Annotated in this window: 27 protein-coding genes and 1 riboswitch; of the genes, 10 read left to right on the forward strand and 17 right to left on the reverse strand. The window is 62.8% G+C overall.

The features are described 5' to 3' along the window. On the reverse strand, positions 1 to 975 hold the full coding sequence (locus tag RPMA_RS13855) for a Bug family tripartite tricarboxylate transporter substrate binding protein (protein ID WP_211913334.1): 975 nt from the start codon (positions 973 to 975) through the stop codon (positions 1 to 3). Positions 976 to 1,366: 391 nt separating this feature from the next. Between RPMA_RS13855 and RPMA_RS13860 the strand changes: the two genes are divergently transcribed. The 3 genes from RPMA_RS13860 (at position 1,367) to RPMA_RS13870 (ending at position 2,645) form a co-directional block, all read left to right on the forward strand. Next, positions 1,367 to 1,651: a hypothetical protein gene (locus RPMA_RS13860; protein WP_211913335.1), complete on the forward strand. Its 285-nt coding sequence runs from the start codon at positions 1,367 to 1,369 to the stop codon at positions 1,649 to 1,651. Between the two features lie 127 nt (positions 1,652 to 1,778). Continuing rightward, positions 1,779 to 2,144, forward strand: coding sequence for a hypothetical protein (locus RPMA_RS13865; protein WP_211913336.1), 366 nt, complete (start codon positions 1,779 to 1,781; stop codon positions 2,142 to 2,144). 6 nt (positions 2,145 to 2,150) lie between these two features. Then, positions 2,151 to 2,645, forward strand: a complete 495-nt coding sequence (locus RPMA_RS13870) for a cupredoxin domain-containing protein (RefSeq protein ID WP_211913337.1) — start codon at positions 2,151 to 2,153, stop codon at positions 2,643 to 2,645. A 14-nt stretch (positions 2,646 to 2,659) separates the two neighbouring features. Here RPMA_RS13870 and RPMA_RS13875 read toward each other — a convergent pair whose 3' ends face one another. The 5 genes from RPMA_RS13875 to RPMA_RS13895 all read right to left on the reverse strand — a co-directional run bounded on the left by RPMA_RS13875 (position 2,660) and on the right by RPMA_RS13895 (position 6,494). Further along, positions 2,660 to 2,845: a hypothetical protein gene (locus RPMA_RS13875; RefSeq protein WP_211913338.1), complete on the reverse strand. Its 186-nt coding sequence runs from the start codon at positions 2,843 to 2,845 to the stop codon at positions 2,660 to 2,662. 85 nt (positions 2,846 to 2,930) lie between these two features. Then, entirely contained in the window at positions 2,931 to 4,394 is a 1,464-nt protein-coding gene (locus tag RPMA_RS13880; RefSeq protein WP_211913339.1) for an L-lactate permease, read from the reverse strand. Between the two features lie 22 nt (positions 4,395 to 4,416). Then, positions 4,417 to 5,151: a glutamine amidotransferase gene (locus RPMA_RS13885; protein ID WP_211913340.1), complete on the reverse strand. Its 735-nt coding sequence runs from the start codon at positions 5,149 to 5,151 to the stop codon at positions 4,417 to 4,419. Between the two features lie 19 nt (positions 5,152 to 5,170). Then, positions 5,171 to 5,953, reverse strand: coding sequence for a YggS family pyridoxal phosphate-dependent enzyme (locus RPMA_RS13890; protein ID WP_408056551.1), 783 nt, complete (start codon positions 5,951 to 5,953; stop codon positions 5,171 to 5,173). 10 nt (positions 5,954 to 5,963) lie between these two features. Further along, positions 5,964 to 6,494 (reverse strand): TlpA disulfide reductase family protein, encoded by a 531-nt coding sequence (locus tag RPMA_RS13895; protein WP_211913342.1) that lies wholly within the window; start codon positions 6,492 to 6,494, stop codon positions 5,964 to 5,966. Between the two features lie 100 nt (positions 6,495 to 6,594). Here RPMA_RS13895 and pdxR point away from each other — a divergent pair, with 100 nt between their 5' ends. Then, entirely contained in the window at positions 6,595 to 8,079 is a 1,485-nt protein-coding gene (pdxR, locus tag RPMA_RS13900; protein WP_249225672.1) for a MocR-like pyridoxine biosynthesis transcription factor PdxR, read from the forward strand. Between the two features lie 16 nt (positions 8,080 to 8,095). Here pdxR and RPMA_RS13905 read toward each other — a convergent pair whose 3' ends face one another. The 4 genes from RPMA_RS13905 to RPMA_RS13920 form a co-directional block, all read right to left on the reverse strand. Continuing rightward, on the reverse strand, positions 8,096 to 8,647 hold the full coding sequence (locus RPMA_RS13905; RefSeq protein WP_211913343.1) for a hypothetical protein: 552 nt from the start codon (positions 8,645 to 8,647) through the stop codon (positions 8,096 to 8,098). Between the two features lie 16 nt (positions 8,648 to 8,663). Continuing rightward, positions 8,664 to 9,716 (reverse strand): DUF6925 family protein, encoded by a 1,053-nt coding sequence (locus RPMA_RS13910; RefSeq protein WP_249225673.1) that lies wholly within the window; start codon positions 9,714 to 9,716, stop codon positions 8,664 to 8,666. A 1-nt stretch (position 9,717) separates the two neighbouring features. Further along, a complete protein-coding gene (locus RPMA_RS13915) occupies positions 9,718 to 11,778 on the reverse strand; it encodes a TonB-dependent receptor plug domain-containing protein (protein ID WP_211913344.1) in 2,061 nt (686 codons plus the stop codon). Positions 11,779 to 11,890: 112 nt separating this feature from the next. After that, a riboswitch (cobalamin riboswitch) is annotated at positions 11,891 to 12,098 on the reverse strand. Positions 12,099 to 12,196: 98 nt separating this feature from the next. Continuing rightward, positions 12,197 to 12,871 (reverse strand): nitroreductase, encoded by a 675-nt coding sequence (locus RPMA_RS13920; protein ID WP_211913345.1) that lies wholly within the window; start codon positions 12,869 to 12,871, stop codon positions 12,197 to 12,199. A 227-nt stretch (positions 12,872 to 13,098) separates the two neighbouring features. On the opposite strand from RPMA_RS13920, the gene RPMA_RS13925 reads away from it, so the two are divergent. The 3 genes from RPMA_RS13925 to RPMA_RS13935 all read left to right on the forward strand — a co-directional run bounded on the left by RPMA_RS13925 (position 13,099) and on the right by RPMA_RS13935 (position 14,977). Next, complete coding sequence (locus RPMA_RS13925) at positions 13,099 to 14,094, forward strand: NAD(P)H-dependent flavin oxidoreductase (RefSeq protein ID WP_211913346.1); 996 nt, start codon at positions 13,099 to 13,101, stop codon at positions 14,092 to 14,094. Between the two features lie 102 nt (positions 14,095 to 14,196). After that, positions 14,197 to 14,571, forward strand: coding sequence for a nuclear transport factor 2 family protein (locus RPMA_RS13930; RefSeq protein WP_211913347.1), 375 nt, complete (start codon positions 14,197 to 14,199; stop codon positions 14,569 to 14,571). Positions 14,572 to 14,575: 4 nt separating this feature from the next. Further along, the gene (locus RPMA_RS13935) at positions 14,576 to 14,977 is read left to right on the forward strand and encodes a DUF1330 domain-containing protein (RefSeq protein ID WP_211913348.1); all 402 of its coding nucleotides are present in this window, start codon (positions 14,576 to 14,578) and stop codon (positions 14,975 to 14,977) included. A 9-nt stretch (positions 14,978 to 14,986) separates the two neighbouring features. Here RPMA_RS13935 and RPMA_RS13940 read toward each other — a convergent pair whose 3' ends face one another. After that, positions 14,987 to 15,160, reverse strand: a complete 174-nt coding sequence (locus RPMA_RS13940; RefSeq protein ID WP_211913349.1) for a hypothetical protein — start codon at positions 15,158 to 15,160, stop codon at positions 14,987 to 14,989. Positions 15,161 to 15,255: 95 nt separating this feature from the next. After that, entirely contained in the window at positions 15,256 to 15,471 is a 216-nt protein-coding gene (locus tag RPMA_RS13945) for a hypothetical protein (RefSeq protein WP_211913350.1), read from the reverse strand. A 96-nt stretch (positions 15,472 to 15,567) separates the two neighbouring features. On the opposite strand from RPMA_RS13945, the gene RPMA_RS13950 reads away from it, so the two are divergent. Continuing rightward, complete coding sequence (locus tag RPMA_RS13950) at positions 15,568 to 15,795, forward strand: hypothetical protein (RefSeq protein WP_211913351.1); 228 nt, start codon at positions 15,568 to 15,570, stop codon at positions 15,793 to 15,795. Positions 15,796 to 15,942: 147 nt separating this feature from the next. Next, positions 15,943 to 16,188 (forward strand): DUF3551 domain-containing protein, encoded by a 246-nt coding sequence (locus RPMA_RS13955; RefSeq protein WP_211913352.1) that lies wholly within the window; start codon positions 15,943 to 15,945, stop codon positions 16,186 to 16,188. 170 nt (positions 16,189 to 16,358) lie between these two features. Here the strand turns inward: RPMA_RS13955 and RPMA_RS13960 are convergent, their stop codons facing one another. The 3 genes from RPMA_RS13960 to RPMA_RS13970 all read right to left on the reverse strand — a co-directional run bounded on the left by RPMA_RS13960 (position 16,359) and on the right by RPMA_RS13970 (position 21,581). Next, on the reverse strand, positions 16,359 to 16,607 hold the full coding sequence (locus RPMA_RS13960; protein WP_211913353.1) for a DUF2442 domain-containing protein: 249 nt from the start codon (positions 16,605 to 16,607) through the stop codon (positions 16,359 to 16,361). 82 nt (positions 16,608 to 16,689) lie between these two features. Continuing rightward, complete coding sequence (locus RPMA_RS13965; protein WP_211913354.1) at positions 16,690 to 17,751, reverse strand: DUF4062 domain-containing protein; 1,062 nt, start codon at positions 17,749 to 17,751, stop codon at positions 16,690 to 16,692. 92 nt (positions 17,752 to 17,843) lie between these two features. Further along, positions 17,844 to 21,581, reverse strand: a complete 3,738-nt coding sequence (locus RPMA_RS13970) for a vitamin B12-dependent ribonucleotide reductase (protein ID WP_211913355.1) — start codon at positions 21,579 to 21,581, stop codon at positions 17,844 to 17,846. 745 nt (positions 21,582 to 22,326) lie between these two features. Here RPMA_RS13970 and RPMA_RS13975 point away from each other — a divergent pair. Then, positions 22,327 to 23,226, forward strand: coding sequence for a DMT family transporter (locus RPMA_RS13975; RefSeq protein ID WP_211907747.1), 900 nt, complete (start codon positions 22,327 to 22,329; stop codon positions 23,224 to 23,226). 6 nt (positions 23,227 to 23,232) lie between these two features. Here the strand turns inward: RPMA_RS13975 and RPMA_RS13980 are convergent, their stop codons facing one another. After that, the gene (locus RPMA_RS13980; RefSeq protein WP_211907749.1) at positions 23,233 to 23,388 is read right to left on the reverse strand and encodes a hypothetical protein; all 156 of its coding nucleotides are present in this window, start codon (positions 23,386 to 23,388) and stop codon (positions 23,233 to 23,235) included. Continuing rightward, entirely contained in the window at positions 23,385 to 23,627 is a 243-nt protein-coding gene (locus RPMA_RS13985) for a hypothetical protein (RefSeq protein WP_211907753.1), read from the reverse strand. Before RPMA_RS13985 ends, RPMA_RS13980 begins: the two co-directional genes overlap by 4 nt. Positions 23,628 to 23,693: the final 66 nt, after the last annotated feature.

The raw sequence follows: 23,693 nt of genomic DNA on the forward strand, positions 1-23,693 counted from the left end.
TTATTGCTCGAGCTTGATGTTGGCGTCGGTCGCAACCTTCTTCCAGCGCGCGATTTCGCCGGTGACGAAGGTCTTGAACTCGTCCGGGCTGGTGCCCATCGGCACGATGCCCTGATCGTCGAGCTTCTTCTTCAGTTCGGGATCCGCGAGCGCCTTCTTGGCTTCGGCGGCAACGCGATCGACGATTTCCTTCGGCGTTCCCGCAGGCGCGATGATGCCGGACCAGGTGCCGGAGACGAAGTCGGGCACGCCGGCTTCGGTCATGGTCGGGACGTCACCCGCAGCCGCCACACGCTCCTTCGCCGCCACGGCGAGCGCACGGGCATTACCGGACTTCACCTGCGACATCAGCGGACCGATGACGTCGAACATCACATTGATCTGGCCGCCGACCGTGTCCTGCAATGCGCCGGCCGTGCCCTTATACGGGATGTGCTGCAGATTGATGCCTTCGCGGCTCTTCAGCATTTCCATGGTCAGATGCGCAGCCGAGCCGATGCCACTGGATGCGAAGTTGAGCTGGCCAGGCTTCGATTTTGCGAGCGCGATGAATTCCTTCATGTCCTTGGCCGGCAGCGACGGCGTCGCGATCAGGATCAGCGGCGCAACCGACGTGAGCGACACATAGGTAAAATCCTTCATCGCGTCATAGGGCAGCTTCGGATTCAGCGTCGGGTTGACCGAGTGTGCTGCGATCACGGTTCCGAAGGTGTAGCCATCGGGCGCCGCCTTGGCGACGGCATCGGTGCCGATGGCGGCATTGGCGCCCGGCTTGTTCTCGATCACGATGGTCTGGCCCAGCGCGGTTGCCATCTTCTCGGAAACGAGGCGCGCCATCAGGTCGGTATAGCCGCCGGCAGTGTAGGGAACGATCATGCGGATCGGCTTGTTCGGCCAGTTCTGCGCCTGTGCGCTAGTGCCGGCCGCCAGCGTGATCGCGATTGCGCCGAGCGCGCGGACGAAGCTCTTGGTCATTGCATTTCCTCATTGCCTGTCGCGATCCCGGAGCGGGCGGGGAGCGCCGTAGCGCCTGTCGCCGGATCGCAACGCCTTCTTGTTTTTTTGCCCAATCCACGTCGCAGCAGATGCTGCGAAAGTGGATTCCCGGGAACAGGCTACCGCATCTGTCGCGGACAATAAAACTAGACGAAAGGTCGCCCGATTGCGTTGCCGTCGCGTGGAATTTGGTTGGTTAACGCCATCGCGCAGGCATCACGACGGACTCCGCACAACGTGATCGGTTGCGAGCATTGTTGTCCGCGGTGCGAACCGTTTCGCCACAGTCGCGCGTATCTTGGTGCGTGACGACGACTCGTCGGCACACGCCATCCGGCGCGTGCATCCGTCTCCAGCCTCGCGAGCCCTCATGGCGTTCAAGTTTCGCAAAATGTCGATCAAATCCCGCAAGCGTACGCTTGGAATCGCCGGGTTCGCGCTGGTCGTCGAAATGATCGTCAGCCATCCGCGGTTCGACGTGACGCATGTCGCCACCGCGGCACGTGTGGCGGGCCCGGCGCTGATGGCGTCGCTGGCAACCCTGACCCGCACCGTCCACCAGCCCGATGACACCGTTGTCGGCGTGCCCGTGGTGACGCCGGTGAGCGATCACACGACGATGTCCTGCGCCAAGCCGCGACGCATCGAGAGCTGATTGGAACCGACTTTATGCGAGGGTACGATCCAGATGCCGACGGCTTGCTACCCAGAGGTGGTGATGGCGGCCGTCTCGCGCATGGATGTGAATGGCCATCCGGCGGGAGGGAGGCTATGATTCCGGCATGTCACGCCTGATTTGCCTGTCACTCGTCGTCGCCATGTCTTTGTTCTCTGCCGATGCCATGGCGGCGTCGGGCAAGAAGCAGAAGCCGAAGAAAGGCTGGCAGGGCTATGGCTTCCTGCCGGGATATCGGCAGCCGCTGAACAATGCCGTGCCGCTCTTCATGCAGAAGCGTGCGGACCTGCGCATGGCCAAGCGCGATCGCCGCCATTGGTACATCGACAAGACGCCGCAATATTACAACTGGTGGAGCGACGAATGGCGCTATCCCGGTCATCCCGGCTTCTATCGCGGCCAGTATAACGGCGGCAGTTTCGGACCCTGCTACACGCGCACGCCCATCGGGCCGATCTGGACCTGCGGATAGTAACCGATGACGAAAGTAGTTCTAAGCGCAGCTATCGCTGCCGTCATGGCCGTCTCGACGACGCTGCCCGCTTTCGCGGATGCCAGGCATGGCCATCACGGACATCACGACAGCACCGTAGCCTTCGGCGCCGGTGAGCCCGGCGATCCCAAGCGTCCGTCGCGAACGGTGAATGTGGCAATGAACGAAGTCGATGGGCGGATGCTGTTCGTGCCGAGCAAGGTCGAGGTGCGGAAGGGCGAGCAGGTGAAATTCGTGCTGCGCAATGTCGGCGCCATCGAGCATGAATTCGTGCTGGCGACGACCAAGGAAAACCTGGCGCATGCGGAAGAAATGAAGTCCGGCGCCATGCAGCACAACGATCCGAACGCAAAAATGCTCGATCCGAAAAAGACCGGCGAGATCGTCTGGAAGTTCAGCAAGGCCGGCGAGTTCGAATATGCCTGCCTCATCCCCGGCCATCGCGAAGCCGGCATGGTCGGAACCGTCGTCGTGAAGTGACGGGGATCGCGATGTCAGCGAGACAGGTCAGCCAGGATCAGGGCTGGCTGCTGTGCCAGCGCGATGTCCTTGGTCATGATGATGGTGGAGGCCAGCAGCCCTTCAGGTTTGGGCTGCGCCGCCATGACGCCGATCCACATGGTGGCGGCGGCGGCGAAAGCGACAAAGGCGACGATGCTGGAATGGTCGGGGCGCTGCATTGGAGCCTCCTGCGATCGCTCTCAAGCTTACCGGGGCGCGTTCGTTCCATGACGGAATGAAAATATTTGCAGCCGTTCTCGAAGGTCAGATCAGCCGCGTGGCGATCAGGACGGATATCGTGAGCAACACCAGCACGATAACCACCACGAAAGGCAGCATGGCGCGATAGGCCTCGCGTTCGTGGCCGGGCGTTCCCGCCATGTTGCAAACGATCGACATCCGCACCGGCGAGACCATGTTGAGCGATAGCGCGGCTGCATGCTGCAGCGCGACGACCGCGGCCACGTCGAGGCCGGCTTCGGTGGCGAGGCTGAGCTGCGACGGCATGAACAGGCCATTGGCCGCATTGCCGCTATTGGCGAGGGCGCCGAACACCGCCGAGATCATCGGCGTCACGGTGACCGACCAGACGCCGAACGTGTCGTACATGCCGCGGGCGAGGCCGCTGGCGATGCCCGAGCGCGACAGCAGTTCCGCCATCATCGAGAATACGACCACGGTGAGAACCGCGAGCTTGCCGGTCTTCCAGGCGGCGGCCATCTCGCCGGGAAAGCTGCGTTGGTGACCGCGTAGCAGCGCCGTCAGCACGGCTGCGATCACGAGCCATGTGCCGGCATGGAAGAGGGGCGCCCATGTCGGCGCACCCGCGAACGGGCTGATGCTCCAGGACGATTGCAGGATCTGGTTGAGGGGCGGAACGAGGCGCGTCATGGCCAGCCAGCCGATCAGCAATGTAAAGGGCAACATGCGCCAAGCGGCGGCGGCGAGGGCCGTACGGTCGGGCCGCTCGTCGATCAGGTAGCGCAGCACGATCGCGGGGCCGAGCGCCGCCAGCATGGCCGGCTCCGGTCCGAGAAAGGCGGTGGCGACGATGGCGAGGCCGAGGCTGCCGATCACCCAGACGGCTTCGCTAATGCGCTCGCGCCAGTCCGCGCCGATTCCGGCCCGCTCCGCCATGTGCCAATAGATCGGCAGCCACAGGATATTGAAGGTGAGATAGATCAGGCTGGCGCGTAGCGCGAGCGATGTCGGATCGGTTCGTGCAAAGGCGGCGCCGACCACCGCGCCGCTACCCATGGCGCCCCACAGGATCATGGTCTGGCTGATGAGCGAGAACGCAAGCAGCTCGATCGGCTTCAGGCCAAGGCGGCGGATCAGCACCATCGTGCCCATGATGCCGATGCCAAAACCCGTGGCGGATTCCGCGAACGGCCCGATCAGATAGCAGGCGGTGAATAGCAGGCGACGCCGCGCCCGCGCATCGGGCAGCAGCGTTTCCACGGGCATCGCCGCGCCGCCGGTGCGGATCGCCATCTGCCAGAACAGGAGGCCGCCCAGAATATAGGGAACGACGATCCAGCCGATCCACGCGCCGCGCAACAAGGCCGTGCCGGCGTCACCGATGGAGAACAGCTGGGGCGCGGTGGCCAATGCGACGACCAGCGCGGTGGCGAGGCCGATCAGCGAGGCGGGGAGTGTGCCGGCCAGCCCGCTCGCGATGGCGCCGATGACGGCCAGCGCGGGCAATGCCCAAACAAGGTATAGCAACCTGCAGCCCCCCGGATCTTTGTTAGGTGGCTGGATGCGCGGGAAAGGCGAGTGCTGTCAACCACTCCGCGAACATGGCACGGCCGGCTTGCGCGAGGGGCTCGCCGTGGCGGCGGGCATCGGCGCGAATGTCGCGTGGATCGATGCCGGCCGCGGCGAGTTCGCAGGCATGGCCGATCAGCCAGGATTCGAGACCTTGTGTCGTGTCCGCTTCCGGATGGAATTGCAGTCCGAGCACGTTGGGACCGATGGCGAAAGCCTGATGGCTGACGCTTGTCGTCGCGAGTAGTGCCGCGCCGACCGGAAGCTCGAAGGCATCGCCGTGCCAGTGCAGGACCGCGACATCGGCGAGATGGCGCAAGGGACTGTCGCTGCCGGCCTCGGTGAGGAGGATCGGCGCAAAGCCGATTTCCTTCATGCCGGTGGGGGCCACTTTGGCGTCGAGCGCCGCTGCGATCAGTTGCGCGCCGAGACAGATGCCGAGGATCGGCAACCCGGCGCGCAGCCGCGTCTCGATCAGCGCGCGTTCGGTGATCAGGAATGGATAGGTATCGGTCTCATAGACGCCGATGGGGCCACCGAGCACGATCAGCAAGTCCGGATCCAGCGCATTCAGGCGATCGAGATCGCCATGGGTGACATCGGCATAGGTCAGCGTGTAGCCCGCGTGCGCGAGCTCCGCTTCGAATGTGCCGAGCGTTTCGAATGCGACATGCCGGATCGCGACGGTGGTGCGTTGACCTTTGATGGCAGTCATCAGTGAATCTCGTTCGGTATCAGGCTTTGGGAAAATCAGGCCAGTAATGGCCATCCGGCGTCGGCCGCTTGCCGAAGATCGCCTGGCCGACGCGGACCACATCGGCGCCTTCTTCAATGGCCGCTTCGAAATCGCCGGTCATGCCCATCGACAGTTCCACCAGCGCCGGATTGCGCTTGGCCACCTGATCGCGCAGGCGGCGCAGCAGCGCGAAGCAGGGGCGCACGCGGGTCATGTCGTCGCTGAACAGCGCCAGTGTCATTAGACCGCGCGGCCGCAGGCGGGGAAACTGATCGAGGCAATCGACGAAGGACGGCAAGGCGTCGGGATGCAGGCCGAATTTGCTCTCCTCGCCGGAGGTGTTCACCTGAACATAGACATCGAGCGTACGGTCCTCGCGTTCAAGCCTTGAATTCAAGAGTTCGGCGAGGCGCATGCTGTCGAGGGCATGGAATTCCCGCGCGAACCGGGTCAGGTATTTCACCTTGTTGGTCTGCAAGTGCCCGACGATGCTCCAGGCGATCGGCAGATCATGCAGGATCTCCCTCTTGCCGATGGCTTCCTGAATCTTGTTCTCGCCGAAATCATGGATGCCCGCATGATAAGCGAGCCGGAGAACATGGGCGGGGACGGTCTTGGTGATCGGCAGCAGCCGCACCGACGCACGTTCGCGTCCTGCGCGGGCGCAGGCATGGGCGATGCGGCTTTCGACGGCCGCCAGATTGGTGCGGAAGACGGATTCCGGATCGGGCCCGAAGCGGACGATGTCGTCCGCCGTGAGGCCTTGTGCGCCGGTCGTCATGTCCATGCGGTCACCTGCATCCGTCGATCGTGCACACGCCCGATGTCTCCGCGCTGATCCCGGCCGGAGCCACCGGCTGCTCGCAGATCAGCGCCATCAGCTCGGCGCCGAGCTGCAGATCGGCGATATGGCCGAACACATGCCGGCGCAGTTGGCCTTCGCGGTCGAACAGCAGTGTGGTCGGCGTGCCCTGAAAACCATAGTCGCGCATGGTGTGCGGCAGGCCGGGGCCATCCGGCGCATCCACGCCGACCGGGAAGCGGATCTTGTATTCGTGCAGGAACGCGCGCAGCGCAGCCGGTCCCATCGCATCGTGATGCTCGAATACGCTGTGCAGGCCGATCACGGCGACGTCGGAGGATTTAAAGGTGGCGGCCACGCGCTGCGCCTGCGGCAGGCCTTCGGCGACGCAGCCGGGGCATAGCATCTGAAACGCAGTCAGCATCACGATCTTGCCGCGCAGGTCCGCGAGAGAAAGCGGCGAGGGGGTGTTGAACCATTCCGTGGTCCGCCATTCCGGAGCCCGGTCGATTGTCGTCATGGCATCTGTCCTCCACCATCACGGGCCGACGCGATCCGTCGATCCCCGGATGGGACGATGCGGTTTACAGTTTTGGCTGGACCATTAGAATAACCAGTTGGTGGCAATCGAGGTGGTCCAGTTGGCGGGTGTGAAAACCGGTATCAGAGCGCCCGGTCTCGGTGCGCGGCAGATCTACGAGACGCTGCGTGACCAGATCGCAGACGGCGTGTTCGGCGTCGATGGACCGCTGCCGTCGTCGCGCAGTCTCGCGCTCGAACTGGGCGTGTCGCGGACCACGGTCACCGTCGCTTATGACCAGTTGCTGGCCGAGGGGTTCATCGAGGTCAGGCAGGGCGCCCGCCCCCATGTGGCGCGGGGCTCGCTGCGGCGTCCCGCATCCGAGCGCGCGCCACGGCCGCGCAGGACGGCGCTGCTCTCCGATTACGGCAAACGGCTGCGCGGCGTCCCGCCCGTCATGGTCGCCGATCCCCGTCCGCTGATCGCGGATTTCCGCTACGGCGATCTGGCGCCATCGGATTTTCCCGCGGCCGCCTGGCGCCGCGCGATCAATGCGGCGATGGCGCAGCGTGCGGACCGGCTCGGCTATGACGATCCGCGCGGTGCGACGCGGCTGCGCACGGCCTTGCAAGGCTATCTGTGGCGTGCCCGCGGACTGCGCTGCGACCTCGACCAGATCGTTATCGTCAACGGCTCGCAACAGGGGCTCGACCTGTGCGCGCGGCTGTTGCTCGATCCCGCGGACCGGTTCGTCGTCGAGGAGCCCGGCTATGCCATGGCGCGCCATATCTTTGCGAGTACGGGCGCTTCGCCGGTGCCGATCAAGGTCGATGATGACGGGCTGATGGTGGATGCGCTGGCGGACGTCGCGGCGCGCCTCGTTTATGTCACGCCGTCGCATCAGTTTCCGCTCGGCAGCGTGATGGCCGTGGCGCGGCGGCGCCAGTTGCTGGCATGGGCCGGCAGGACGCGCGCCTACATCGTCGAGGACGACTACGACAGCGAATTCCGCTACGACATCGCGCCGGTGCCGCCGCTGCATACGCTCGATGCCCATGGCAATGTGATCTATCTCGGCACGGTGTCAAAGACGCTGTCGCCGACATTGCGCATCGGCTATCTCGTCGTTCCGCATGAATTGCAGGCGTCGTTTGCGATGGCCAAGCAATTGTCGGATCGGCATTCCGCGGTGCTGGAGCAGGCGGCGCTGGCGTCGGTGATCGAGAGCGGGCTCTATGAAAGCCATATCCGCAAGATGCGCCGCCTGCATCGCGAGCGGCGCGAGACCTTGCTCGCGGCGTTGCGCCTCAAATTCGGCGATCGCGTCGTCATTGCGGGCGCCGATGCCGGCCTGCATGTGGTCGTGCGCTTTACCGACCTGCCGCGCAGAATGACCTCCGACCTGATCGATGCGGCCCGGCATGCCGGCATCGGCATTCACGCGGTGTCGGAGCTCTATGCGACATCGGCACGGCCCGATCGTGTGACGCTGATCATGGGCTATGCCGCGCTCGATAGAGTTCGGATCGAACGCGGCATCCATATCCTCGCGGACGTCGTGCAGCGCCTGCTGGCGCAGCGCTGACGCAGCCGCGGGATCGTCAGGGCGTGCGCTGCTGCCCCGCGGAGGCCAGCAGCCGGAAGATCTCGCAAGCGGCGACCATCCCCGCGAGCCACAGCGCGCTGAGCGCACCGATGCGGGCGACGATGTCCATCGCAAAACCTTCGGTTCCGCCGAGCGCCGGGGTGAACGCGAAGAGCGTGATTTCATAGACTGTGTAAGCCACGGCAAGCGCGATGGCCAATGCGACGGGCGTCGTCAACCGCGCGGAAGCATTCAGCACGTTTTTGGCGGCGGCGGTTGCTGCGAGGGACGCGAGGCCCAGGACGATGCCCCACGACAGCGAATTGGCATTGATCGGGTAATGCAATGCGCTGTAGCCGATGATCTGGTTCACCAGCCAGGCGCCGGTGACGACCAGAAATGCAGAACGCAGCGGCAGGATCGCGGCGGCGATCACCGCGAATGCCGAAAACGGCGTTGCACAAGCAAAGGCAAAGCTGGCAAGCGCCGACGCCGCGGTGAGCAAGCCAAAGGTGAATAGTGGTGCATATTGCGGGGCAGTCGGCGTCAGTCTCGGCTGCTGCGTCATGGTCAATTCTCCTTTGCTAGGGCTGTTCTGAGTCCCGGTGCAGTTGCTCCATGGGATCGACGGAATCGTCGGTCCCGCGGTGATCGAAGGCGTCCAGCCATTCCTGTAACGCTGGTGCTGTCTCACCGGCAGCCAGGAGCTGCCTGAGCGCAATACGCAAGGTTGCGCGACCGTGACGGCCGCCAAGGTCGGCTTCCGACGATGCCGGCGCATTGGCTGCAATCTTGCCAAGCACCTTGTGCTTCAAAGCGACCAGGTCAGGCACGCCGAATTGCGTGAGGAGAGCTTGAAACGCGTCATGACTGGTTGGCTCGAAGGCATGCGGTCGGCCGAGTTGATCGCGTTGCGGATGAGCGGGGTAGAAATGCGCGCAGGGCACCCAGCCGCCCGGCAGTGGTTCGGTGGCGGCGTGTGTGCGCCCGGCTGCGAGCAGCTTCGGGAGGATATGCGTATGCGGTCCGTCCGGGCTGCGTCCGGTGGGCGGCGGAATCGACTGGAACACTTCGAGCCGCCCCAGTCGGGTGAGAAACACCCGATGAGGATTGGCGGCCATCAGGATGGGAAGGGCAGCGCTGTCCGGCACAAACACCGCTGTGCCGACAGCACGCCGGAGCGCTGCCACGGTATCGGCGCCCGTGATGCGTACGCAGACATCCACCTGCAGACAGCCGAGCCCGAGATCGAACAGCACGCCGTCGCGATCGGTCTTGCGCAAGGCATCGCCATCGGGGCCTATTTCGGTGAGGACGCGGCGCTCGTTCATCGCGCAACGGTCCTGCGGCAGGCAGAGCGCGACGCGCTGGCTCCAGCTGTCCCGCGTGAGCGATTCCGATGCGATCAGTCTCTGATCATCGTGCGCGATCAACCGCACCCCGCCGCGTGGCGTCACGATGCTCGCGGTTGTGTCGTCGATGGCCGAAATTGCCGGCTCATCCGTGTCGCGCGTGAATTCGCCGATCGCGCCGAAGCTCCCCATGCTCCAGCCTGTCTCGCCATCGGCGAGATGCGCAGCGAGCAGGCGGGCCGGCATATCCTCCGCCACGACCGCATGTCCCGCTGCGCCGCTCATGTTATTGCACGCCGTAGCTGGCGAGGCGGACGCCGCCGAACACGCCGAGACCGGGGGCAAGGAAGCCCGTCGGGTTCTGGTAGCGGACGTCGAACAGGTTATCGACGCGGGCGAACAGCTTGACCTGATCGTTCAACGCATAGTCCCCGCGCAGATTGACCAGCGTGAAGCCGGGCGCATCCAGATTGACGAAGGTGCTGCGGTCGATGTCCCGCCAGGTGCCGAGATGCAGCACCGTCGCCGACAACGTCAATGCGTCGATCGGCAGCCAGGTCGCCGTGGCACTCCACTTCTCCTTCGGCCGCCGCAGCAATGTCGCACCAGTGAGCGCGTTCACCGCTCGCGTATAGGTGTAATCGGCGCGAATGCCGAAGCGCTCGGTGATACGCGCTGTCACAAAACTCTCGGTGCCTTCGGTCGTCGCGAGATCGACATTCACATAGGAAGTGAAGCTGGTGTTGGAATTGATCAGGTTGGTGATGTCATTGCGGAAATAGGTCGCGCCGAAGCGGACCTGATCGTTGAAGAAGGGCTGTTCGAAGCCGACATCATAACCGGTGCTTTCTTCGGGCTTGAGATTGGGATTGCCCGTCGAGAAAAGCGTCTTCTCTAACAGCTGGCTCAAGCTCGGCGCCTTGAAGCCGGTGCCATAGCTCGCTTTCAGCTTGGTCTCGGTCACCGGCACGATCACGGCGGGGGCCACGCGCCAGGTGGTGTGATTGCCGAACTGGTCATGAGAGTCTTCGCGCACATTGGCGACCACGAAGATGCGATCGGCGAGCTGCGATTGCAGTTCGACGAAGCCGGCCTTGTTGCCGGTCTGTGCAACAAATTCCGCGCTGCTCAGCCGGTCCGTCTGCTGTTCCGCGCCGACGACGATGTTGTTGCCGCGTGTGATCTCCGCCACCGTGTGCCAGTCGAATTTCAGCCGGTCGCCGGTGCTGCTGCTCGGCGTTGCCGATGTGGGCGAACGGTCAAACCGGTTGTTGTTCGAATAGTTGACGCCGAAATAGCTGCGGATGCGACCATCCAGCGCCGTCCACACGGCTTCCTCGCGGGTGGCGAATTGCTGCACGGCGTGCGAGCTCTGGGTGGGATTGGGTGCGCTCGGGAAGTTGAAGTCGTCGCCGGTGAAATAGAGCAGCGCATCGGTGTAGCGCAGCACCGAATTGATGGTCAGGTTCTCGTTCAGATCGACGCCGACTTTGCTGGAAATGGTCTTGTTGTCGTAATTGTTGCCGATCGCCCGCTGACCAGGTGGCAGCGACTGCTGCGGCGTGACGGGGACATCGCCGGCATGAAGATGAGCGACACTGAAGGCGTAGTTCACATTGTCCTTCGAGCCGCTGAGACCGATATTCTGGTTGAAGGTGTTGAACGAGCCGGCCTCGAATGTGCCGGAGACGCGGGCCGGGCCTTCGCCCTTGCGGGTGATGACGGAGATCACGCCGCCGATCGCATCGGAGCCATAGAGGCCACTTTGCGGGCCGCGCAGCACTTCGATTTGCTGAACATTCGCTGTCAGCAGGTTCGCATAGTCGAACGCGCCGTTCGGCGTCGAGGGATCGCCGACATCGATGCCGTCGATCAGCACCTTGGTGTGGTTGGAATTGGTGCCGCGCATGAACACCGAGGTCTGGCCGCCGGGGCCGCCGGTCTGCACCACATTGAGGCCCGGAATGGTGGCGAGCACATCGGGCACCGCGCGATATTGCTGGGTCTCGATGTCCTTCTGCGTGACGACGCTGACCGAGCTTGCGACGCGATCGACGGAGGTCGCGATGCCGGTCGGGCTGATCACCACGGGCGGGAAGGGGTTTGGTGCGGCCGTGACGGTCTCCGCAGGGGGCGCAGGCCGGCGGGCGGCGCGCCGGGTGCGGGTCTGCGCCGGCTGCGCCGTTGCGGCATTCGGCCGGGGCGTGACGATCTCGACGGGAGGCAGAAGGTTCGGCGAGGCGATTTGCTGGGCCTGCGCGGCGCCAGCACCGAGCGACAGCGCAAGGATGCAGGAGCTGAGCAGGAAGCGCCCGTGAGTGGGCGATGGACGGAAGGCGGACGACATGAGTGAAACCTCGGTGGTGACGTCAGTGGCACGTCACAGCGAACGAGGTTCACGTGAGACTCTGGGAGTCTCCGATGAACATATGTCTGTACTCCCCGACCGACATCTTCGCGTGTGACCACGATTGACGGCAGGTCTCCTGGCTCGCGGGTCGTCGCCTCCGCATCGCCTTCCCGGGACCGAGTTTCCCAGTGGCATCTGATGAGAGGCTTTCCGCTTACAGTTGCGGGGGCAGCTATGGCATTGAGGCCCGTCGCAACGCGCCTCGCACCACATTCCCTTTTAATCCCTTGCGGGGGACCGTCGGCTGCACGTTAAGGATGATGGTAGCGGGGTGTCAAGAGAAGCAGAGCGATGCCGGACGGCATCCCTGTTGATCGTGTTTGCCTCGCAACACGCGCTGTCCGCTTTCGCCACATTATGTGAAGCCGACGAACCGCGTCGCTTCCGCCACCGATTTGCGCTCGGACACCACGGCATTGGCAGGGAATGTGTCATCGGGCCAGCCGAGCGCGATGCTCTTCATGATGATCTGGTCGTCGGCGATCCCCGCATGCTCGCGCACCACCGGCGACTGCATGATGCCCTGGCTGTTGATGACGGCGCCGAGCCCGCGCGACCAGGCGGCATTGACGAGGGCGGTGGCCACGGCGCCGCAATCGAACGGCGTATCGTCGCTGCCGTCCAGCACGCGGTCATAAGTCACGATGATGCAAACCGGCGCATCGAACTGGCGGAAGCCGCGCAGCACCCAGTCCTGCCGCATCTCCTTGTCGTCGCGCGCGATCCCCATCGCTGCGAACAGCTGCTTGGCAACACCGACCTGACGGTCGCGATGCGCGCCTGCAAATGGCTGCCCGGTGCGGAATTCGCGCGACTGCGGAATGCCGGCGACCATGCGCTCGGTATTGCCGGCGCGGATCTTGTTCAGGGGCTCGCCGGTGATGACGTAGAAATTCCATGGCTGCGTATTCATCGACGACGGCGCGCGCATCGCCAGATTGATGATTTCCTCGATCAGCTTCTGCGGCACCGGATCAGGCTTGTAACCGCGGATGCTCCGGCGGCCGAGAATGACGTCATCGAACTGCATGGGCGTGAAAGCTCCCCGAAAGGCGTTTTTGATTGGCGGGGATATTCGTGGCTTTCGCGGGCGCGTGCAAGATTGACATCGCAGCGCGGGTGCCATTCCGCGACGTGGACATTCGCTGTGGGGCGAATTTCGCTTCGCTCATGCGCCGCGCGTATTAGGATGCGGTCACGGCTGCGCCGCGCGCGTCGATCGCAATGACAAGATCAACAAGAAAGTCGGAAGTGCTGATGTCAGAGAAATTCAACCAGCTTCGTGCCCGCCTGCGGCTGCCCGTGATGGTGGCGCCGATGCTCCGCATCTCCGTGCCGGCGCTGGTGGCGGCGAGCTGCAGCAGCGGCGTGATCGGTTCGTTTCCCACCGTCAACGCGCGCACACCGGATCAACTCGATCGCTGGCTCCACGAGATCAAGGACGGCATCGCCGCGGCCGGCCGCTACGACGCGCCATACTGCGCCAACATCCTCGCACGCTCGGACCCGGACAAGCTGCAGGAGGATCTGAAAATCCTGACCATGCACAAGGTCGAGATCGTGCTGGTCAGCACCGGCGCGCCGGAAAAATATGTACGGCCGCTGCAGGAGATCGGCTGTTTCGTGATCGCCGATGTCGCATCGGTGCGCCATGCGGAGAAGGCGCTGAAGCAGGGCGTGGATGGCCTGGCCTTGCTGACGGCAGGTGCGGGCGGGCAGACCGGCTGGGCCAACGGGCTGGCCTTCGTCCGCGCCATTCGTGCGTTCTATGACGGGCCGCTGTTCCTGGCGGGCGGCGTCTCCGACGGGCAGGCGCTGTGGGCCGCGCAAACTCTTGGCTGCGATCTCGGCCTGATGGGCACGCGCTTTATCGGCGCAGAAGAGTGCGCGTCATCCGACGGCTACAAGGCGATGCTGGTCAATAGCGGCATCGACGATGTGGCGCTGACGCGTGGCATCAGCGGTATCGACGCCAATTTCCTGCGGCCCTCCATCATCGCCTGCGGTCTCGATCCGCAGGAGCTTGCCGCGCCGGTCTCGCCCGAACGGGCGCGCGAAATGTTCAGCAGCTATGCCGGCGACATGCGTGGCCCCAAGCGCTGGGTCGACCTGTGGAGCGCCGGGCACACCGTCTCGGGCGTCACTGCCGTGCAAAGCGTGGCGGAGGTGGTGGAGCAACTCGCCGGCGAATATGCCGACGCCCAGCGCGCCACCCGCACGCTGCTGGCGCAGAGCGAAGCCGCGACCGCATGAGGTGACGGCGGCGTTGGGGCGGGCGTCGTAGCTTGACGCCCACGTCAGGATTTGCGGCAATCGCCGCAAGGCCAATCAGGCCATCGCCAACGGGAGGACCAGATGCCGGACACCATGAGCCTCGAGCGCGCCACCGAATTCGGAGCAGCCTGGAACAGCGGCGATCCCGACCTGATCGCCAGCTTCTTCGCCGAGGACGGCGTCTATCACGCCTCCGTCGGCCCCGATCATCTCGGCCGCACGTTTCGCGGCAAGGACGAGATCCGCACAGGCGCCGCCGTCTTTTTCGCGCGTTTTCCGAACGGGAAGTTCGAAAACCTGAAAGTGGAAGTCGCTGGCGACATGGGGTCGTTCGAATGGGATTTCGTGACGACGGACGCTGATGGCAAGGAGGTCCGCACCGCCGGCTGCGACCTGCTGCGCTTCCGCGGCAGCGAGGTCATCCTCAAGAATGCGTTCCGCAAGGTGCCGGGCTGAGCCGATGAGCGTCGAATATCTGAACATCACGGGGCTTGAAGCGCTGGATCCGCAGAGCCCCGTGGTGATGGTCAATCTGATGCGGTTTCATCCGCGCGCGCTGGATGGCGACGGCAGCGGCTGGGACGCCTATCTGCGCTACAGCGCGCTCACCGTGCCGATGATCAAGGCGCGCGGCGGCACGTTGCTCTGGACCGGCGACGCCAAAGCCGTCGCGCTCGGCGTGCCCGATGCCCACCGCTGGGACTATCTGGCGCTGGTGTATTATCCCAGCGTGGCTGCGTTTCTGGAGATGATGACATCTGCGGATTACGAGACCCGCTGCGATCCGCACCGCCGCAATGGCTGCGCAGACCACCTGATCATCGCGACCAATGAGGCCTATAGCAAATTCAAGCCGGGGTGATGGCGGGCCTCATCCCTCTGCGGGGCGGATGCCGAGCTTGGTAAGGCGCGTGCGGACGGCGAGGGGCGTTCGCTTCATGCGCAACGCGATCTCGTTGAGGCTGCGGCCATTGGCTAGTTGCAGCTTGAGGTCTTCGTCCTGCTGCGCGGTCCAGACATTGTCGGCGGGGTCGTGAATTTTCATGGGGCGCTTTCCAAATGTGGGCTGACGGCGATCCGGCGTGTGGTGGAAATGTCGTCGCTGAACAGGTATGAACGTCGCACGATTTGCCCCGCATCCTAGTCCCAAAGCAAAGGTATCACCATGGCTTCCGCCCCGATCATGCCCTGAAAGACGCCGGCAACGACAGCAACGCTGGCGCGATCGTCGCAGGCGTGATTGCGCTGCTCTTCCTCGGCTTCGTCGTTCATGCCGCCACGCTCGCGCCCCCGGCCGACGCAGGCAAGGCGCCCGTGGCTGCCGGCGCGCCGAAAGCGGCCCACTAGTCCGCTCATTACAGGTTGCCTCGCATCCGACACGAATTCGCCTCAGGCGCGGAACCAATGGGCCATCTGGGCCATTTTCGTTCCGTTGGGACTGAGGAGGATGGAATGCGAGGACCTGTACAATGCCCGGATTGCGGCGAGGCGCGCGCCTTCGCTGGCTATCTGACGGACGGTGGAAATCCAAGCGAGGAAGCGCGGCTCTTCATCTGCCGGGAATGCAATGTCACCGAGAAGGTGGCGATCGATGACGAGGGATCGTTTATCTATGAGCGGCTGGACGCCATGATCCCGGCGATGACCATCCGATCCGACGCGATTGCGGGGCCCGCCTAGTGCGGGCTTTTCTTTTGCGGGTGATCAACGGGCCGAGACACGCTGACGTGACGCGCGTTTCGGCCTGATCGACGCCAGTGCGAAGGGGATTTGGGAACTGTTCGCCGCATTCGACCTTCTCCTTCTGTAGAGAGAAGGATTTGAGACATGCGAAAATTCATCATTGCGTCAGCGATCGTCCTGCTGAGCTCGGCGTCGGCTTACGCGGCGCCTGACTATCCCTGGTGCCAGCGCACCAAGATGACCGGCGGTTCGCCCGATTGTTCGTTCACATCGTTGAACCAATGCCAGGCCTCGATCAGCGGCGTCGGCGGCGATTGCGTGCGCAATCCGTGGATGGCTTATGGCTCCTGGCAGGACGAGCAATATCCGAACCCGCGGCGGGTCCGGTAGCGATCGACTGAGGGGACGGCTGCTGATTTACAGTCAGCTCCCTTCAAAGAGCGGAGCCGTAGGATGGGTAGAGCGCAGCGAAACCCATCATTCCGTCATTGCTGCAATCTCTGCCGATGGGTTTCGCTCCGGCGCGATGCGCCTCCGCTCTACCCATCCTACGATCGGAGCTACGCCGCGCTCTCGGAATGTTGTGTGACATCGCCTCGTCCGGCAATCAGGCCGGCAACGGAAATATCCTCGTCGAGTGCTTCCCAATTTAGACCGAGGCGGCTGATCTCGACCTGATCGCGCTGCTCTGGCGTTGCGCGGAGTAGGCGCGGAAACCAGGCGAGTGGCACGCCGAGCGTTCGCCCGTCGGTCAGTTCGATCCACATGGTGACATCATCGAAACGGACGCTGGTTGCCGAAATGGTCATGCCAAGCCTTCAGGATCAAAGGCGCGTTTTTGAGTTGTGACACTTGCGGGCGTATGAGCATAGCGAAATGCGAGAAGTCTCGCTATTCTTCATTTGAACTGCGGTTGCTCAAATGGGAGCGAAGTTTTGCCTTCTTATTTACAAAATATCTTCTTCCTTTAAGTGATGGGCGCCAGCACACATAGTTCGAAGTGAAGGAAAATGGTCCGGTACTATTCGTAGAGCTTTCGCCAAACGCTTCAATAAGATCCAGTGCCTCAAGTTGATGGCGAAGTGCAACAACAGCCTCTTCCTCGATGCGGAAGACTGATCCTTTTTTACTTTCTGCGATCTCCGAAGATAATGCTCGGCCAATGATGCCTTCAAGCTGAGACTCACTGGGCTCTGTGAGTAGCCGATCGTAGATTGATAGAAAGATAAATCCTGCCGTTGTCTCGACGTCGTGATGCGATAGCTTCGGCCGATCATTGACGTTACTGTCACTGATTTCGCGGGTTACCAAGAAAGTGATATTATCGTCCGGACCTAAAAGTGAATCGTCAAAGACAATCTCGGTGCTTTCCGCGGTAGCTAGTCGAGCGCGCAAATCCTGATTTTCAATCCGAAGCCGCTCAGATTCTTGCAGCACTTTAGGGTCAATTGCTTGATCTCCCCGTACCCAGCCAACTCCTGGAGACAAGTTGATTGCGTTAGAGACAGCAATAACAATTTTCGTGCATAAATCGCTCGGATCGGTCCAAAACTCGACCATTCGCCCGGCTTTCAGCTTCGATTTGAATGCTTCGAGTTTTTCAGCTTTGTCCGCTTCTTGGTCTGTTTTGCCGACGGGAATGGTTGAAGGAGAGGCGTGAATGAAAGCAAGAACCGGAATTCCCTTGGATCGCGCATACTGAAACTCTTTTTCGGTGAAGCTTAGTCCGTCGTCGGATAAAGATCCGTAGCGGCCAGCTACGACGACGACATAGTAGTCACTTCGGTCAATTACTCGCTTGATGAAGTCTAGTTGTTGCTGGTCAGTTGCTGGGAACAACTCCATTCCAGCCACAAAATGTCCTGCTTTAGCCAGAGTGTCGGTTACTCGGCGCCGTTCTTCCTCTAAATCGGTGAACGTCGAGCTGACGAAGACTTGAAAGACCTTGTCCATCGAACTATTCGCGGTTTTTTGGGAGTAAACGCAGTGTCTGAAAGTGAAAGGCCGCTCTCTCGAGCGGCCTTTCTATTCTTCTGATCTTGAGTTTACGAGCACCCAGTTGTAGAGCCACACGTATCGCACTTCATACAGGTGCCATTCCGCACCAGCGTGAAGTTCGAGCACTCTCCGCACATGTCGCCTTCATAGCCCTTGGCCTTGGCTTCTGCGCGACGCTCTGCCTTGGTCGGAGCGGCAGCCGCTGCCGCCGTGCCGGGCTTGCTCCAGGCCTGGGCCTCGAGCTTCTCGGTCGGTGACAAAGCAACCGTCGGCTCCGCGGTCTTCAGCGCCACGGCGCCTTCGGCATGGCCACCGGCAAAAGCGGTGACACGGCTGCCGCCGGCAGGGGCTGAGTCGGACGGCGAGGCGACGGCGGTGGCGCCGCCGCGCATGACGACGAGATTGTCGGTGCGCGAACGGGTGAGGCCGCGCGAGACATATTTGCTCGCTTCATCCGGCGCCTTGCCTTCTTCCTCGCCCTTGCCCAGCGCATCGAAGCCGGTCTCGGAGAGGTCGACATGGCCGAGGTCGAAACGCGACATGTAGGAGACGGCGAGTTCGCGGAACACGTAGTCGAGGATCGAGGTCGCGAACTTGATAGAGTCGTTGCCCTGCACGGGGCCCGCGGGCTCGAAGCGGGTGAAGGTGAAGGCGTCGACATATTCTTCCAGCGGCACGCCATACTGGAGACCCAGCGAGACGGCGATGGCGAAGTTGTTGATGAAGGAGCGGAGTGCGGCGCCTTCCTTGTGCATGTCGATGAAGATCTCGCCGAGGCGGCCGTCATCATATTCGCCGGTGCGCAGATAGACCTTATGGCCACCGACCACGGCCTTCTGGGTGTAGCCCTTGCGGCGATCCGGCATCTTTTCACGCTCGCGCATGACGACGATGCGCTCGACCAGACGCTCGACCACCTTCTCGGAGATCGCGGCGGTGCGGGCCGCCATCGGCTTCTCCATCAGGTTCTCGATGGCATCCTCATCCTCGTCCTCATCACTGATGAGCTGCGAGTTGAGCGGCTGCGACAGCTTCGAGCCATCGCGATAGAGCGCGTTGGCCTTCAGCGCCAGCTTCCACGACAGGAGGTAAGCGGACTTGCAGTCCTCCACCGAGGCGTCGTTCGGCATGTTGATGGTCTTGGAGATCGCACCCGAGATGAAGGGCTGCGACGCCGCCATCATGCGGATGTGGCTTTCCACCGAGAGATAACGCTTGCCGATCTTGCCGCAGGGATTGGCGCAATCGAACACGCTGTAGTGCTCGGCCTTCAGATGCGGCGCGCCTTCCACGGTCATCGCGCCGCAGATGTGCACGTTGGCCGCTTCGATCTCGCGCTTGGTGAAGCCGAGGGCGGCGAGCAGGTCGAAGCCGGGGGCCGCGATGGCTTCGGCTTCGATCTTCAGCGTGTCGCGGAGGAAGTCCTCGCCAAAGGTCCACTTGTTGAAAGCGAACTTGATGTCGAAGGCGGTCGGCAGGGCCTTTTCGACCTTGGCCAGCGCTTCGTCGGTAAAGCCCTTGGCCTTCAGCGTCGAGGCATTGATGCCCGGCGCATTGGACAGCGAACCGTGACCGACGGCATAGGCCTCGATCTCGGCGATCTCGCTTTCGCGATAGCCGAGCACGCGCAGTGCTGCCGGGACGGCGCGGTTGATGATCTTCCAATAGCCGCCACCGGCGAGCTTCTTGAACTTCACCAATGCGAAATCGGGCTCGATGCCGGTGGTGTCGCAATCCATGACCAGGCCGATGGTGCCGGTGGGGGCAACCACGGTGGTCTGGGCGTTGCGATAGCCATGGGTTTCGCCGAGTTCGAGGGCGCGGTCCCAGGCCAGCTTGGCGCGGGTGACGATGTCAGCCTGCGGGCAGGAGGCATGGTCGAGCGGCACCGGATCGACAGCAAGCTTCTCATAGCCGTGGGTGTCGCCATGGGCGGCGCGGCGATGGTTGCGGATGACGCGCAGCATATGCGCGGCGTTCTTCTTGTAGCCCGGGAACGGGCCGAGCTCGCCGGCCATTTCGGCCGAGGTCGCATAAGCCACGCCGGTCATGACCGCGGTGAGGGCGCCGCACAGCGCGCGACCTTCCTTCGAGTCGTAGGACAGGCCCATGGTCATCAGCAGGCCACCGATATTGGCGTAGCCGAGGCCCAGCGTGCGGAATTCGTAGGACAGTTCCGCGATCGGCTTCGACGGGAACTGGGCCATCATCACCGAGACTTCGAGCACCATGGTCCAGAGGCGGCACAGATGCTCATAGGCTTCGATGTCGAAGCGCTTGGCTTCCACATCATAGAAGGTCAGCAGGTTGGCGGACGCGAGGTTGCACGCGGTGTCGTCCAGGAACATGTATTCCGAGCACGGATTGGACGCGCGGATATCGCCCGAGGACTTGCAGGTGTGCCAGTCGTTCATGGTGGTGTTGAAGTGCAGGCCGGGATCGGCCGACGCCCAGGCGGCGTAGCCGATCTTCTCCCAGAGGTCGCGGGCCTTGATGGTCTTCATAACCTTGCCGTCCTTGCGGGCGATCAGGTCCCAATTGCCATCGGTCTCCACGGCGCGCAGGAAGTCATCTTTCAGCGAAACCGAGTTGTTGGAGTTCTGGCCGGCAACGGTGAGATAGGCTTCCGAATCCCAGTCGGTGTCGTAGATGTCGAAATTGATGTCCTTGTAGCCCTGCTTGGCGAACTGGATCACCCGCTTGATCATGTTGTCGGTGACCAGCGCGCGGCGCGCGAGCTTGATCTCGCGGCGCAGAGCCGGGTTCTTCTCGGGATCGAAGCAGTCGTCGCCCGAACCTTCGCAATTCACCGCGGCCTTCATGATGGCCTTGAGGTGCTTCTGGTTCATCTTCGAACCGGTGACGAGGGCAGCGACCTTCTGCTCTTCCTTCACCTTCCAGTCGATATAGGTCTCGATATCCGGATGGTCGGCATCGACCACGACCATCTTGGCCGCGCGGCGCGTGGTGCCGCCCGACTTGATGGCGCCAGCCGCGCGATCGCCGATCTTCAGGAAGCTCATGAGGCCGGACGAACGTCCGCCACCCGACAGCTTCTCGCCTTCGCCGCGCAGGCGCGAGAAGTTGGAGCCGGTGCCCGAGCCGTATTTGAACAGGCGAGCTTCACGCACCCACAGGTCCATGATGCCGCCTTCATTGACCAGGTCGTCCTCGACGCCCTGGATGAAGCAGGCATGCGGCTGCGGATGTTCGTAGGACGACTTCGACTTGGTGAGCTTGCCGGTCTTCCAGTCGACGTAATAGTGGCCCTGGCCGGGACCATCGACGCCGTAGGCCCAATGCAGGCCGGTGTTGAACCACTGCGGCGAATTCGGCGCGACCATCTGCTTGGCGAGCATGTAGCGCAGCTCGTCATGGAAGGCGTGGGCGTCGGCTTCGCTCGTGAAGTAGCTGCCCTTCCAGGCCCAATAGGTCCAGCAGCCGGCGAGGCGATCGAACACCTGCTTGGACGAGAGTTCGCTGACGAAGCGCTCATTCTCGGGCAAAGCGGCGAGGGCATCGGTGTCCGGCACCGAGCGCCACAGCCACGACGGCACGGTCTCTTCCTCGACCTTCTTCAGGCGCGCAGCGACGCCGGCCTTGCGGAAATACTTCTGGGCGAGCACGTCGGACGCGACCTGCGACCACGCCTCCGGCACTTCGACGCCGTCGAGCTTGAACACGATCGAGCCATCCGGGTTGCGGATCTCGGACGTGGTCAGGCGGAAGTCGATCCCCGCATAGGGCGACTGTCCTTCAGTGGTGTAGCGGCGTGTGATCTGCATCGTCGTCGTGCCCCGTCGTGTGTCCGACACCACATCTGGTGGGTCGGTGATTTCTGTTAGCGGTCTCAGGGAAGCCGCGAGGCTGCCTCGAATTCGCCGCAAGATGTGCCGGTGAAACCGGTCCTTTTGTCTCTGTTCTGGAGCATGGCGGGGCCATTTGCGGCCGCCCGGAACTGCCGGGGTCATGCATCCCGGATCCGACGAAGTTCGCCTGATCCTAACGCCTCAACGCGTGGTTTGGGCCGGTTTGCCGGCCCATTCTTATGCTCCGAAGCTCTGGTTTTCAGGGCGCAGATCCCCGATCCCCGTAACCTCCTTTGGAGGGACGAAGTGACCGGCCAGGACCCGTTTGGGAGCGCCCGGTGGGGACGAAGAACTGCTCGCACCGGACAATCCGAAAATTAGGCCAAACCGATCTCTCACGTCAAGGATTAGTGACGGTTCCTGAATCAAATACTAAATATGGTGGAAAGGGTGGATAACCAGGGGGACAAGCCGCGCCCTGAATGACGCCAACTATCGGTGAGTCCTCACGGAATCCCAAGTCGAAAATTTTTTGCAAAGTGTCCGCAAACCGCGCCATGCCCGCTGTTCACAGGCAGGCAAGGTGTTGCATTTCGGCATTGCATTTGGATGACGTTGAGGCGTGCGGTCACGGGATGGGCGGTTCCCACGACTGACGGTGGTCGGAACATGCAAATGCGCGCATGGTGACGCCGAATCTCCTGCCGGAAATGCCCATTTCATGTCGATTCCGAACTCCACAGATTCGCGCCCGCGAATCGCATCGCTTGGTCTGCTGTTTCTCGTCGTCACCTCGATCGGCTGGGGCTTCAATTGGCCGATGACCAAACTCCTGCTGACCGAATGGCCGCCGCTGACCGGCCGCGGCGGCGCTGGCGTGATCGGTGGCGCCGTGCTGCTCGGGCTCGCTCTGTTGCGCGGCGAGAGCCTGAGGGTGCCGGAGGGGCAGTGGGGGCGCTTGATCGGGCTCTCCATGCTCAATGTGTTCGGCTGGATGGCGCTGATGAGCCTGGCGCTGCTGTGGCTGCCAGCGGGCGAGGCGGCTGTCATCGCCTATACGATGCCGATCTGGGCGGCCGTGCTGGCTTGGCGAATCCTCGGCGAGACGCTGTCGCTCCGGCGCATCATCGCGATGCTGATGGCGTTCTCGGGCATCGCCGCGCTGATGCTGGGTGACGGCGTCCACATCACACCGCAAAAGCTGCTCGGCCTGGCGATGGCGATTACCGGCGCCTTCGGCTTTGCCGGCGGCACGGTGCTGGGGAAGAAATATCCGCTCAGGCTGACGCTGCTGGCATCCGCCGGTTGGCAGATCGTGCTCGGCAGCCTGCCGGTGCTGCTGATCGGCCTCGTGTTCGAGACCGCGCATCTGCAGGCGCTGACCTATGTGGGCTGGGGCACGTTTGCCTATGTCGGCCTGATCGGTTTCTGCCTCGCTTATGTGTGCTGGTTCGCGGCCCTCACCCAACTGCCGGCATCGGTCGCAGCCATCGGCACCATGGCGGTGCCGGTGATCGGTGTGGTCGGCGCCGCCGTCATGCTGCATGAACCGCTGGGCCTCGTGCAGATCGCAGCGCTGAGCTTCACGCTCGCCGGCGTGGCGCTGGCGACGAAGGGGTGACTGCCGCTATTCGCCAGCTTCCCAGCGATCGACCTGACGAACTTGGTAAGCCGCATTTCGCGCGCGAAGCCGACGCAGTTGGATCCGTCCATAGACGAGAATAAGCAGGCCGAGAATGAGCGGGCTCAGCAGCAGATAGAGTTCTTTATCGAAAGCCATCATCTGATTTCTTCCAATAGTGAGCGGCCAGTTTCGTGGATTATATAGGCAACGAGCAGGCACGCGATAGCTAGGCCGATTAAGGACCAGAACGGGATACGCTCGGATAATCTGTCGGTCATGAACGCGAATAGCGGACCGAGTGAGCCGGCGGTAGCAATCGCCACCGCAAAAGAGTTGAGACCGGATGCCTGGTGTTTGATTTGTTCGATTTCAGAGAGGCGCATCTGGACTGACGACATTGACGTTGCCTGTTTGCTCCTTGGGGGCGAGTTGCCGAAGGTAGAGCGCCGCACGCCCAATCAAAC

The sequence above is a fragment of the Tardiphaga alba genome (genome assembly GCF_018279705.1).
GTDB lineage: Bacteria > Pseudomonadota > Alphaproteobacteria > Rhizobiales > Xanthobacteraceae > Tardiphaga > Tardiphaga alba.

Bases quoted from the DNA above. Each gene is read 5' to 3' on its own strand.
- RPMA_RS13960 (WP_211913353.1), bottom strand. From the start codon at position 16,607: ATGACCATTTCGGCAACCAGCGTCCGTTTCGATGATGTCACCATGTGG.
- RPMA_RS13940 (WP_211913349.1), bottom strand. From the start codon at position 15,160: ATGAAAATTCACGACCCCGCCGACAATGTCTGGACCGCGCAGCAGGAC.
- RPMA_RS13895 (WP_211913342.1), bottom strand. From the start codon at position 6,494: ATGACGACAATCGACCGGGCTCCGGAATGGCGGACCACGGAATGGTTC.
- RPMA_RS13950 (WP_211913351.1), top strand. From the start codon at position 15,568: ATGCGAGGACCTGTACAATGCCCGGATTGCGGCGAGGCGCGCGCCTTC.
- RPMA_RS13920 (WP_211913345.1), bottom strand. From the start codon at position 12,871: ATGCAGTTCGATGACGTCATTCTCGGCCGCCGGAGCATCCGCGGTTAC.
- RPMA_RS13885 (WP_211913340.1), bottom strand. From the start codon at position 5,151: ATGACTGCCATCAAAGGTCAACGCACCACCGTCGCGATCCGGCATGTC.
- RPMA_RS13875 (WP_211913338.1), bottom strand. From the start codon at position 2,845: ATGCAGCGCCCCGACCATTCCAGCATCGTCGCCTTTGTCGCTTTCGCC.
- RPMA_RS13870 (WP_211913337.1), top strand. From the start codon at position 2,151: ATGACGAAAGTAGTTCTAAGCGCAGCTATCGCTGCCGTCATGGCCGTC.
- RPMA_RS13930 (WP_211913347.1), top strand. From the start codon at position 14,197: ATGCCGGACACCATGAGCCTCGAGCGCGCCACCGAATTCGGAGCAGCC.
- RPMA_RS13945 (WP_211913350.1), bottom strand. From the start codon at position 15,471: ATGAGCGGACTAGTGGGCCGCTTTCGGCGCGCCGGCAGCCACGGGCGC.
- RPMA_RS13980 (WP_211907749.1), bottom strand. From the start codon at position 23,388: ATGATGGCTTTCGATAAAGAACTCTATCTGCTGCTGAGCCCGCTCATT.
- RPMA_RS13970 (WP_211913355.1), bottom strand. From the start codon at position 21,581: ATGCAGATCACACGCCGCTACACCACTGAAGGACAGTCGCCCTATGCG.
- RPMA_RS13965 (WP_211913354.1), bottom strand. From the start codon at position 17,751: ATGGACAAGGTCTTTCAAGTCTTCGTCAGCTCGACGTTCACCGATTTA.
- RPMA_RS13855 (WP_211913334.1), bottom strand. From the start codon at position 975: ATGACCAAGAGCTTCGTCCGCGCGCTCGGCGCAATCGCGATCACGCTG.
- RPMA_RS13865 (WP_211913336.1), top strand. From the start codon at position 1,779: ATGTCACGCCTGATTTGCCTGTCACTCGTCGTCGCCATGTCTTTGTTC.
- RPMA_RS13910 (WP_249225673.1), bottom strand. From the start codon at position 9,716: ATGAGCGGCGCAGCGGGACATGCGGTCGTGGCGGAGGATATGCCGGCC.
- RPMA_RS13905 (WP_211913343.1), bottom strand. From the start codon at position 8,647: ATGACGCAGCAGCCGAGACTGACGCCGACTGCCCCGCAATATGCACCA.
- RPMA_RS13915 (WP_211913344.1), bottom strand. From the start codon at position 11,778: ATGTCGTCCGCCTTCCGTCCATCGCCCACTCACGGGCGCTTCCTGCTC.
- RPMA_RS13890 (WP_408056551.1), bottom strand. From the start codon at position 5,953: ATGACGACCGGCGCACAAGGCCTCACGGCGGACGACATCGTCCGCTTC.
- RPMA_RS13955 (WP_211913352.1), top strand. From the start codon at position 15,943: ATGCGAAAATTCATCATTGCGTCAGCGATCGTCCTGCTGAGCTCGGCG.
- RPMA_RS13925 (WP_211913346.1), top strand. From the start codon at position 13,099: ATGTCAGAGAAATTCAACCAGCTTCGTGCCCGCCTGCGGCTGCCCGTG.
- RPMA_RS13985 (WP_211907753.1), bottom strand. From the start codon at position 23,627: ATGTCGTCAGTCCAGATGCGCCTCTCTGAAATCGAACAAATCAAACAC.
- RPMA_RS13935 (WP_211913348.1), top strand. From the start codon at position 14,576: ATGAGCGTCGAATATCTGAACATCACGGGGCTTGAAGCGCTGGATCCG.
- RPMA_RS13860 (WP_211913335.1), top strand. From the start codon at position 1,367: ATGGCGTTCAAGTTTCGCAAAATGTCGATCAAATCCCGCAAGCGTACG.
- RPMA_RS13975 (WP_211907747.1), top strand. From the start codon at position 22,327: ATGTCGATTCCGAACTCCACAGATTCGCGCCCGCGAATCGCATCGCTT.